This is a genomic window from Spongiibacter thalassae, from assembly GCF_012272835.1.
Taxonomy (GTDB): Bacteria; Pseudomonadota; Gammaproteobacteria; order Pseudomonadales; family Spongiibacteraceae; genus Spongiibacter; species Spongiibacter thalassae.
Map to the genome: position 1 here is coordinate 35883 of NZ_JAAWWK010000006.1, position 11487 is coordinate 47369.

Below are 11487 nucleotides of genomic sequence, written 5' to 3' on the forward strand. Positions count from 1 at the left end.
GCGCTATAACTCCGTCACAAATACAAAGGTCTGGTTGTCGTCGGCGTTCTGTTCGCGGGTCTCCCGCAGACGCCCCTCGTCCCACTGAATGGTAATGGTAAAACGCGTGTTGACCCGCACCACCGAACCATCGCCCGAGGGCAGTCGCCGCGCCAATTCAGTCAACCACTCGCGGCGATCTGCAGCGGGAATATCGTCACCACTGGGTGCATTGGCATCCATCGGCAGGTCGTAAAGCCCGGCCAGCGCCGCGCCGCGGTTGGCGCGAATTCTATCGGCCATATCATTGGCCAGAAATACCGCCATCGAACGCACATGGGCGGCTTGATTAAACTTTACCGCATTCAATTGCAGAGCAGCCGCGCCCAGCACACCGGTAGTCGTCACCAATACCGCCACCATTACTTCGATCAGCGATACCCCCAGTTGCGAGCGCTTCATGCTACGGGCAACCCGCTTTGGATACATTGACCTGACCACTGGCGCCCACGCGAATATCGCGGTCGCGACTGCACTCAACGGGGTGGGCGCGGTAATTGAAAATCACCGTTCCTGCACCATTAAGAAAACCCTCGCTGTTGTAGCTGAATACGTTCACCGCCGCCCCTCCCTGGCTAGCAGAAATCGACGCCCCGCTTTCGGGCGCTTCAACCTTCCTCACGGTTTCGCCGTCTTCCCGGCGGCCATTTTCGTTGAGATCTACCCAAATTCTCCAGCCCTTCCCCCAGTCGCCGCCCTCCGCGCTAACGAATACATTCGCAGCCCGGGCTACCGCCTCGCCGCGTGCAGTACTGAGGGATTTCCCCAGCAGTTGTACATCCTGACTGGCGCGATTATTACTCAGAAAGTTGGCGAAATTAGGCACCGCAATCGATACCAGGATGGCGGCTATTGCCAAGGTAACAATAAGCTCCAGCATAGTAAAACCCGGGGTACCCCCCCTGCTGTGTTGACTTAATTCCCGCTCCGGGATCATTCCACTTGCCACCATTTTCAATATGGGTTAATTGTATTTCGCTGAGACGTCGAACAATACTCTTTCACATAATGTTCAACGTCTTGCCACTTCATTTCGCTAAGTACTTCACATGGAAGGGACTCCATGAAAAGAACTCAGGGAACCACGCTGCTCGAGTTACTGATGACTCTGAGCATCGCGGCCATTATTGCCACCCTGGCGGTACCCGCCTTCAGCGACTTTCTCAGCCGACAACAGTTGCGCAGCGGTACACGGAATTTATACCAGGCCCTGACCATAACCCGGGCCACCGCCGTCAGCCGCGCCACTACCGTAAGTCTGACCAATAACGATGGCGACTGGGCCACCGGCATGACGCTGTATATCGACGACAACAGCAACGGCGTGCTGGAATCCGGAGAACAGGTACTGCGGCATTTCCCACCCCGCCAACCACTGCGAATTCGAGGTAACCGCTGGGTGGCAGACTATGTTTCCTACCGCGCTGATGGCAGTGCACACACCGCCAACGGCGCATTCCAGGTCGGTACACTGTCGCTCTGCCACCCTGAACGACTGGACGAAATTCGCCTGGTGATCAGCATCGGGGGACGGGTGCGCCGCGAAGCGTCGGGGAACCAGCCCTGCCTGTAAGGGGTCAGCGCAGCTGCCGCCAGGACTGTCGTCCCGAACGTGAAGCGCCGCCTCCTTTTTGCGCGATGCTGGTGATCGAGCCACTACTGCCAGAGGTTAATTTGTATTCGAGATCCCCGGCACCAATAATCCCCGGGGTCTTTATAATTTCATCGCTGCCGCGCCCGCTGATCGGCAGGTACTCGCCGTTGTAATACACCTTATCCAGCTCATCCACCAGACGGTCACTGTTGGTGTCAAGCACAGGGTCGGCGTAGCGCCCCCCCGTCTGGGCATCCAGCTCCATCAGCCAACTGCGGCCACCGAATCCGCAAACGCCGTTGCTGGGAATCGTGGTCGAAAAGACAATTCGGCCATTACGCAGCACCGGCCGTGAGACCGAGCGCTCGCCTTCAGCGCTGTTGTCCGGCGGTTGCAGCGGCAGACGCCAACCGTATTGCGGTGAGCTATCCCCTCCCCTGGCACTGACCAGCCGTACCTGAAATTCGGTATTACGGCCTTCAACCGTCAAACCGACCTTCTCGAAAATCACATCCTGCACCAGCAAATCATCGCGATCCACCGGCTTATCCAGGTCACGAATGCCGTAAAAGTCCTGTACCTGAGGCTGTTGCGGCAGCAGCACATCGCTGTTTTCAAAGAATTTTCCCGTACCGAAATACACGTAGTAGCCGCCGTCGTTATGGCGCCCCACTGTCGGCCTGACGGTGATGGGCTGGCGCACGCCTTTATCATCCTCGGCCACAAACAGCGGGGCGGGGGAACCGGCATTACTCTGGGCGATTTTCCATGACGACGGGCTTGCACCACGCAGGTCAAACTTCCACAAATTCCCTTTGAGATCCCCCGCATATACCACATCGGTTATGCGGTCGTTGTCCACGTCGACGGGCACCGGCGTGGCCAGCCCATTGCCCACACCGCTTTGCTCGGTATTGATGGCACGCAGTAACTTTCCGGTGGCGAGATCAACAATAAATAATTTGACCTGATCGCCCGAATTGTAGCCATTGCCGAAAATCGCGACCCATTTATTCCCGGCTTCCAAACGCACTACGGTCGGCTCACTCATCGCCACCCCAAGTTTGTGCGTGCCACCGGAGTCAGTGGCAAATTCCCACAGGACATCACTGCTATTAAACCCGTCGGGATTGCTGACATCCAGAGCAAACACCGAACGTCCACCGGCACCGGTAGACGCCACCGCCACGGTCCGCCATACGCCATTGACATAGGCGTCACTCACCCGTGGCGAGCCGTCTACCAGGTAGCGATGAACATAATCGGGACTCGCCAACTGCGCGAGGTAGGGAAAAACGCCCACGGGCATATAGGCAAACAGCTCGCGGCCATTCTGGGCATCAAACCCGTGAAGCATGCCGTCGTTGGCCCCCACCAGCAGCACTGGCGATCTGGATTTTTTAGCTTTTACATAGCTGTTATAGCTTAGCCCTTCAGCGCCAGGTAACTTGCCGAAACCATAGCCCTCCGTCGGGCCGACGTAGGCGGGGTCTGAATTAACAATATCTCCCAGAATCCTTTTACGACTGCGAAATAGCGTGCCCTCCTGACTGCGGTCACCTCGCAGCCAATTTATCAGTGCGGTACCATCGGCCTTGCTTCCGCCGTTGCGCAACAGATCCTGCTGATAGCTACTGAGCTGATTCCAGTTCGCCTCGGTGAAGGCCACAGCGTCGCGCCCACCACTACCCTCTGTGCCCACACTGGTAATGATTTTGCGGCTTGCGGCCGCTGGCATACCGACGGTATCGCTGTCCCACGCCACCGCGCCGATACTGCCGTCGTCGGGGTCTATGCGATAGGAGATAATGCGCCCGCTCCAGTCGTCGCTGCTAAAACTTGCCTGATATATCAAAGACCCGGAGTCCAGACGGCTGGAGTTCGCCGAGATCGCCGAGGCCGACGCTTTGCTTTCGTTGACAATGACATTCAACAACGTAGACAGCTCATTGGCAAAAGCCGACGGGTCCGCCACGCTGAGAAAGCCGCCCCGCGAATTCACTGCGGCGTGTAGCAGGTCGTCAATTTTGTAGACATTCGCCGCAAATGGATTGGGCCAATTAACGGTCGCCCCCGTGTCCACAGCGTCGAAGGCTGCCACCGGGTCGACGGTACCGTTAACACCCAGTCCAACACCAAAGGTCGTCATATGCTGCCAGAACGCCGGATTATTCTTATTGGCAGGCACTACATTTGGGAGATCCGGACGAAGATCGTTCTTCCAGTAGTGCATCGCGACGTCAGCGAGGGTGTCAGCGCGGTTATCTGTAAAGGGCGGCAGAGCTTTGTAGGTATAAGCGGTATTCCCGACGCCACGATGACTGGGATTGTCAGTGCCATCATTGTTTTTCGCCGCATCGCCGCCGGCACTGCCGCCAGACCAATAGCCATCGGTCACCAGTACGGTGTAGTTTCGCCTGCAGGCTAACTGCTCGCTGCGGTCGCCTGTGCCAGGCTCCCCGCCCCAGGGGCCCTTGTCGTCATTGCGGGAAAAGTACTTACCCGCCGCGTCCAGCGCCCGGCGCAAGGGTGTGCCCGCAGCAGGCACCTCGAGGCCGTAAAGTGAGTCAAAGAATTTGAGACGGTCGGCCCCGGAAAAGGGCCTTACCCCCCGGGTAATCACCGGGGTCGCCACACCATCCAGTATATTACTCACCGCGTTCAAGCTGCCGAAGCCGACCCGCAAGCTGTCACCCTGTTCGGCAAAGGCAAAGCCCGATCCCGCCCGCGCGGTGGCGACGCGGGAACGGTAGTAGGAGTACCAATTGGCAAAATTCTGTATTTCCTCCGCGTAGGAACACACACCCTTGTCAGCGTCTGCACAGTCGTCACGGCTTTCACGACCGTGACCGCGGTAGTCCTTGCCAGGGCGAATTTCCACTTTGTCGTAACGGTTCCAGCGCCACACGTCGCCGCTGCCGCGATACCAGAAATAGGTCGCCGGCCAGAATGTTTTCAGCGCATTGGTGTAGGTGCAGCGGCCGTCCTCATTGCAACTGAACCAGTAGTTGAAATTAAAGTTGGTGTTGATGCTCGTTAAATCGCGGCAAAACACGTCATTAAGCACATTCACCTTGGTTAGCGGGTTGTGGGGGGCGCAGCGGGGGTTGGCATCAGCATAATAGCTGCCATCGGATTTAATCCACGGGGTATAGGTCACCGACGGATTGTAGTAAATGGTATTGACCTGAGGGGAGCGGCTGCGCGCATTATACGGGTCACCGTCATCGACAGTGGGGACATAGTTCGAGTAGTCGGCTCCCCCATGTATCCCGTTCGCCCGGGGGAAGATGTAGCGGGTATTGCCGGCAATAATATCGCCGGGCATCAGTTCAAACTGCATGGAACCGGAATCATCCAGCAGGTACATGATATTCGGTGTCGCCGCCTGGCTCAGAAACAGGGGCTGCTGGGCTATGCCGTCGGTCGCGGGTTCCGCCGGTGTACAGCCCTTCTTGCTGCCCTCTACGGTGAATTTCGCCGTGCACGTCAGGGGAATGAGCTTGCTGTTTTTCACCGTCAGCACATTTCCGCTGACCGAGTAGGAAGCAATCGTACATCCGACATTGTTGCCTGACTTGGGATCGAAGGAAACGACGCGATCGATTTCCTCCAGTTCCGGGAAGGTATGACTCTCGTTCGTGTTGTTTTTGCCAATATATTTGTCAGTTGTCACTCGAATAGTGCATTCGTCAGCCGCTTCCAGCCGCCCACCGGGAAGGGCGGACAACAGCACAAGGCACAGCACCGCAATGCTGCAGGAAGAAAGCCAGTGTTCTCGGCGTGCAATGCACATAACTTGTCTCAGAGTCAGTATTAGGTAGCTGGGTCAACGATTCCCCTGCGCCGGCCTGCCGTCGTCACCCATCTTTTTATTACGCAAGCCACAGCCCGGCCGACCAGTGTATCGCGCCAATTAGCCGTATTACGATGCAGAATTGTACTGATACCAGCCCTTTCGGGCGCCCCTGGCACCAGAAAGTATAGCTGAGCTGCAGAAAAGCACGTGGGTGAACACCCGCGCAATGGAATTTAATGCCACTTATTGTTGATATGACTCAGTGATGAGATGGCTTGCCGTCGTCCGGTAAACCGCGTCAGGAAACATCGACCAGGCGCAGCTCTCGCGGCAATGAGAAGGTGATATTCTCCGGCCGGCCGTCCAGCTCCAGCGGTGGCGCTGCACCGAGTTCACATAAACGGTCAATAACCGCCTGCACCAATACCTCTGGCGCCGAGGCCCCGGCGGTAATACCGATGCGCTGATCGGGCTTGAGCCACTCTTCACGGATATCATCTTCGCTGTCGATCAGATAGGCCACACAGCCCGAACGCTCGGCCAATTCACGCAGGCGATTGGAGTTGGAACTGTTCGGCGACCCCACCACGAGAACCAGATCCGCCTGACCAGCCAGGGTTTTCACCGCATCCTGGCGATTCTGGGTGGCGTAGCAAATATCGTCTTTACGTGGCCCCTCAATGTGGGGGAAGCGCCGGCGCAGGGCATCTATCACCGCCGCGGTATCGTCCATCGACAGGGTGGTCTGGGTGACAAAGGACAGCCGCGCGGGATCTTTTACCTCAAGCACATCGGCCTGGGCAACATCCTCGACCAGATAGATGTGTCCCCCCTTGCTGGCGTCGTACTGCCCCATCGTGCCTTCGACCTCGGGATGGCCCTTGTGGCCGATCAGAACACACTCACGCCCTTCATTGCTGAAGCTGACCACTTCCATATGCACTTTGGTCACCAGCGGGCAGGTGGCGTCAAACACCTTCAAACCGCGCCGATCCGCCTCGGCGCGAACCGCCTTGGACACACCGTGGGCGCTGAAAATCACAATCTTGTCGTCGGGTACTTCGTCAAGTTCGTCGACAAATACGGCCCCGCGCTGGCGCAGGTTCTCAACCACGAATTTGTTGTGTACCACTTCGTGTCGTACGTAGATCGGTGAACCAAACACGTCCAGAGCGCGATTGACAATTTCAATGGCTCGGTCTACACCGGCGCAAAACCCCCGGGGGTTGGCCAGTACGATATTCATGGCGCGGTCACCCATGTCACTCTCTCCCCTATCCCACCGCGCTGTCGGCGGTGGATACGTCGATAATTTCGACCTTGAAGGTCAGCGTACGGCCCGCCAGGGGATGATTGAAGTCAACCTCAACAAATTCATCATCAAAGGCAGAGACCACCCCGGGCAATTCGGTGTTGGCGGCATCAGCAAAACTCAGCATTAAACCCTCGCTCAACTCCATGTCCTCAGCAAATTGCTTGCGCGGAATACGCTGAATATTCGCCGGGTTGCGTTGACCAAAGGCGTCTTCCGGTGCCAGTGTCAGTTCAGCGCTGGCCCCCGCCGCCATGCCTTGCAACTTACCCTCAACGCCGGGTAGCAAACTGCCATCGCCAAACACGAAACTGCCGGGCTTGCGCTCGAAAGTTGAATCCACTGTACTGCCATCTTCCAGCAACAGGGCGAAATGCAGGGTCACTTGCGTACCCGGGCCTACAACTACACTCATGGCAAACTCTCGTACAAAATTCTGAATAAAAGGCTTACGAGGCCTTATCGGGGGCTTTTTCCGGATTCAGCACCGTATCCGCAATCAGCAAAATCGCCCCAACCGTAATCGCCGCATCAGCGATATTGAAGGTCGGGAAATAAGCGCTGCCCCAGTGCACCGAAATAAAGTCGATAACATGGCCCAATCTCACCCGGTCGATCAGATTGCCTACCGCGCCGCCCAATACCAACGCCAGCGCCAATGACAACAACCACTGGACTCGGGGAAGCCGCAGCAACCACACCAACAAATACGCGCTCACCCCCAACGAAATGACGGTAAAAAACCAGCGCTGCCAACCACCTGCGTTGCTCAGAAAGCTGAACGCTGCACCGGGGTTGTAGTGCAAGGTAATGTCCAGTACCGGCAGTATATGCACTGGCTGGGCATAGGTAAGTTGGCCATCTGCCCAGATTTTGGTGATCTGGTCCAGCACAATCGTCACCACCACCAATAGCATCCACCACAGCCTGCTGCGGACCTGCGCATCAGGCATAGTGCCGCACCTCACCCTGACCATCGACATTATCAATGCAACGGAAACACAGCTCGGGGTGGGTCAGCGACTGGCCCACATCCTCGCGGTGATGCCAGCAGCGGGTGCACTTCATGCCATCGCTGGCGGCAACCCGCACCTGCAAGCCCTCCAACTCGGTGGCATGGGAATCGTTGGCCGTGGAGATTGGCGCCAGCATCGCCGCGGAGGTAATCAACACAAAGCGCAACTCATCGCCAAGCGCCGATAGCACGTCGATCAACTCGTTATCGCAGAACAGGGTGACCTCCGCTTGCAGCGAGCCGCCAACCAGCCCCTCCTTGCGCGCACCTTCCAGCACCTTATTCACTGCGGTTTTCACTTCCTGCACCCGCAGCCAGTAGCTGTCGCCCAGTTCGGCATCGGCGGGGAGTTTCTCCAGGCCGGTATACCATTCAGCGGCAAATACCGGGCCGCTGTGCTCGCCGGGCAACACCTGCCACAGCTCATCGGCGGTGAAACTCAGAATGGGAGCAATCCAGCGGGTCAGCGCCTCGGCAATGTGGTACAGCGCGGTTTGCGCCGAGCGCCGCGCCAGGCTGTCCGGCTGGCTGGTGTACTGGCGATCCTTGATGATGTCCAGATAGAAGCCGCCCAGCTCCACTACGCAGAAGTTATGCAGTTTCTGATACACCAAATGGAACTGGTAGGCGTCATAGGCGGCAAGCAGCTCGTCCTGCAACGCCGCTGCCCGACTGACGATCCAGCGGTCCATTGCCAGCATGTCGCCGCTTGGCAGCACATGCTCGGCGGGATCAAACCCGGCCAGATTCGCCAACAGGAAGCGCGCGGTGTTGCGAATACGGCGATAGGAGTCTGCGGTGCGCTTGAAGATCTCGTCAGACACCGTCATTTCATTGCGGTAATCCGTCGCCGCTACCCACAAACGCAGAATATCGGCGCCGAGGTTGTTCATCACCTTCTGCGGTGCGACAACGTTACCCTGGGATTTCGACATTTTGCGACCGTTGGCATCAACGGTAAATCCATGGGTCAGCACAGCCTTGTAGGGCGCGACACCGTGGGCCGCAACAGACGTGAGCATCGACGACTGGAACCAGCCACGGTGCTGATCTGAACCCTCCAGATAGAGGTCGGCGGGAAAGTGCAGCTCCTCCCGTTGATTCAATACCGCAAAGTGGGTCACCCCGGAGTCAAACCAGACATCCAGGGTGTCGGAAACCTTCACATAGTCATTGGCCTCGTCGCCCAGCAATTCGCTCGCGTCGAGGTCAAACCAGGCTTGAATGCCGCCCTGCTCAACACGTTGCGCCACCGCCTCAACCAGTTCGGCGCTACGCGGATGCAGTTCGGCAGTGTCCTTGTGCACAAACAGGGCGATCGGCGCGCCCCAGGTACGCTGGCGGGAAATACACCAGTCCGGACGCTCAGCCATCATTGATTCAATTCGGGCGCGGCCCCAACCCGGCATCCAGTTGACCCCATCGACCGCCGCCATCGCCTGATCCAGCAAACCACTCTGCTTCATGCTGACAAACCACTGGGGGGTGGCACGGAAGATAATCGGCGTTTTATGCCGCCAGCAATGGGGATAGCTGTGCTCCAGCGGACGGTGATGCAGTAACCGTCCCCGGTCTGCCAGTACCGCCACCACCTTGTCATTTGCCTTGAACACATGCTCCCCGGCAAACAGCTCGGTACCGTCCATGTAGGTACCATTGGCCGCCACCGGGTTGTACACCTCCAGTCCATATTGCTGACCGACGACAAAGTCGTCCTGGCCGTGTGCGGGGGCGGTATGGACCGCGCCGGTACCGGCGTCGGTGGTCACGTGGTCGCCCAGAATTACCGGAACGCGGCGATCATAGAAAGGATGTTGCAGCACCAGCTTGTCGAGGGCAGCGCCCTTGCAGCGACCCACGACAGCATAGGTTTCGATACCGCAGCGGGTCATTACTGACTCGTGCAGGGCCTCTGCCAGCAACAGCACCTCATCCTGACCGTCGCGCTGATAGCTGACCCATACATAATCCAGCTCAGGGTGCAGACACACCCCCATATTGGCCGGCAGCGTCCACGGAGTCGTGGTCCAGATTGCCAGATTCAAACGGCCGTTCACCTCGCTGCCAAGATTGCAGCGGGCACGGGCATCGGCATCGTCCACCACCGCAAAGGCGACATCAATGGCGGGCGAGGTTTTGTCCTTGTACTCAACTTCCGCTTCGGCCAGCGCCGAGCCGCAATCCATGCACCAATGCACCGGCTTGAAGCCCTTGTGCAAATGGCCATTTTCGGCGATTTTGCCCAACGCTCGAATAATGTTGGCCTCGAAGTCAAAGCTCATGGTCAGGTAGGGGCGATCCCAGTCCCCCAGCACACCCAGGCGTTTGAAGTCCTCACGCTGACCATTCACCTGCTTACTGGCATAGTCTCGACATTTTTCGCGGAAGGTCGCAGCATCCACCTTGTGCCCGGCCTTGCCCACTTTCTTCTCGACGTTCAATTCAATTGGCAGACCATGACAGTCCCAGCCCGGAATATAGGGCGCGTCAAATCCGCTCAAGGTGCGGGACTTGACGATCATGTCCTTGAGGATCTTGTTTACCGCATGGCCGATGTGAATATCGCCATTGGCATAGGGAGGGCCGTCATGCAGCACGAACTTCTCGCGCCCGGCCCGGGCCTGGCGAATCTGGCCGTAATAATCCTCCTCGTACCACCGTTGCAGCGCCTTGGGTTCGCGCTGTGACAGGTTCGCCTTCATCGCGAAATCAGTCGCGGGCAAATTCAGGGTGTGCTTGTAATCACTCATAAACGCTTATCTTCAGAATCCGGTCACGGAGGGTTAGATGGAGAAAATTTGTTTGGCTTGTTCAATGTCCCGGGCAATCTGGGCACGCAGGGCATCAACGCCGTCGAACTTGATTTCATTGCGCAACTTGGCGCGGAATACCACCCGCAGATTACGGCGGTAGAGGTCGCCGTTAAAATTGAGCAGGTGGACTTCCATTATGGCCTTGTTCAAATCGCCGATGGTGGGCCTCACGCCGATATTGGCGACACCGGGTACCGGCTTGTCGGCCACCCCGTCCACCTCCACAGCATAGACCCCCGCCAGTGGCGAAGTCGGCCGGCGAAGCTGAATATTCGCCGTTGGCGCACCGATGGTGCGTCCCAGTTGCTGACCGACAATTACCCGGCCAGACATACTGTAAGGACGCCCCAGCAAACGCTCCGCAAGGACAAAGTCGCTATTGGCCAGCACTTCGCGGATACGGGTACTGCTGATACGCTCCCCGCCCAGTTCCAGGGTTTGAGTATCGGTCACTTCAAAGCCGTCGCGACGGCCAAACTTGCGCAATAGTTCGAAGTCGCCGCTGCGATTGCGACCAAAGCGCAGGTCGTCACCCACCACAATGTACTTGGCGCCGAGGTTTTTCACGAACAGGGTGTTGATAAATTCGTCGGCGCTCATATTGCGCAGGCTGTCGGTAAATTTGATACGCACCACCCGATCAACCCCAAGTGAGCGAATCAACTGGAACTTCTCCCGGAACGAAGTCAGTCGCGGCGGAGCGAGGTCCGGGGCCAGAAATTCACGGGGCAAGGGTTCAAAAAACACCACCGCCGAGGGCAGGCCGTATTCTTTGGACTTTTTTACCAGTTCACGCAATACCGCCTGATGGCCCAGATGCACACCGTCAAAGGCACCTATCGTGGCAACACAGCCCCGATGATGCGGGCGGAAATTGTGAAATCCGCGGATTAACTCCATATGACGGCCAGACCC

At 57.6% G+C, this 11487-nt stretch carries 9 protein-coding genes; 1 reads left to right on the forward strand and 8 read right to left on the reverse strand.

The features are described 5' to 3' along the window. Positions 1–3: 3 nt before the first annotated feature. Together pilV and HCU74_RS15525 are read right to left on the reverse strand one after the other, a co-directional pair. Positions 4–441, reverse strand: coding sequence for a type IV pilus modification protein PilV (gene pilV / locus HCU74_RS15520; protein ID WP_168451343.1), 438 nt, complete (start codon positions 439–441; stop codon positions 4–6). A 1-nt stretch (position 442) separates the two neighbouring features. Further along, entirely contained in the window at positions 443–991 is a 549-nt protein-coding gene (locus HCU74_RS15525; RefSeq protein ID WP_345889695.1) for a GspH/FimT family pseudopilin, read from the reverse strand. Between the two features lie 111 nt (positions 992–1102). Between HCU74_RS15525 and HCU74_RS15530 the strand changes: the two genes are divergently transcribed. Continuing rightward, on the forward strand, positions 1103–1612 hold the full coding sequence (locus HCU74_RS15530) for a GspH/FimT family pseudopilin (RefSeq protein WP_168451345.1): 510 nt from the start codon (positions 1103–1105) through the stop codon (positions 1610–1612). 4 nt (positions 1613–1616) lie between these two features. Here HCU74_RS15530 and HCU74_RS15535 read toward each other — a convergent pair whose 3' ends face one another. From HCU74_RS15535 to ribF, 6 genes are all read right to left on the reverse strand, one after another. Continuing rightward, positions 1617–5429, reverse strand: coding sequence for a pilus assembly protein (locus HCU74_RS15535; protein WP_168451346.1), 3813 nt, complete (start codon positions 5427–5429; stop codon positions 1617–1619). A 301-nt stretch (positions 5430–5730) separates the two neighbouring features. Continuing rightward, on the reverse strand, positions 5731–6678 hold the full coding sequence (gene ispH, locus HCU74_RS15540) for a 4-hydroxy-3-methylbut-2-enyl diphosphate reductase (RefSeq protein ID WP_168451688.1): 948 nt from the start codon (positions 6676–6678) through the stop codon (positions 5731–5733). 28 nt (positions 6679–6706) lie between these two features. After that, positions 6707–7159 carry an FKBP-type peptidyl-prolyl cis-trans isomerase gene (locus HCU74_RS15545; RefSeq protein WP_168451347.1) on the reverse strand — a complete coding sequence of 151 codons (453 nt, stop codon included), beginning with the start codon at positions 7157–7159 and terminating at the stop codon, positions 6707–6709. Positions 7160–7193: 34 nt separating this feature from the next. Then, positions 7194–7697, reverse strand: a complete 504-nt coding sequence (gene lspA, locus HCU74_RS15550; protein ID WP_210425333.1) for a signal peptidase II — start codon at positions 7695–7697, stop codon at positions 7194–7196. After that, positions 7690–10509 (reverse strand): isoleucine--tRNA ligase, encoded by a 2820-nt coding sequence (gene ileS / locus HCU74_RS15555; protein ID WP_168451349.1) that lies wholly within the window; start codon positions 10507–10509, stop codon positions 7690–7692. Before ileS ends, lspA begins: the two co-directional genes overlap by 8 nt. A 33-nt stretch (positions 10510–10542) precedes the next feature. Continuing rightward, the gene (gene ribF, locus HCU74_RS15560) at positions 10543–11472 is read right to left on the reverse strand and encodes a bifunctional riboflavin kinase/FAD synthetase (protein ID WP_168451350.1); all 930 of its coding nucleotides are present in this window, start codon (positions 11470–11472) and stop codon (positions 10543–10545) included. Positions 11473–11487 lie beyond the last annotated feature (15 nt).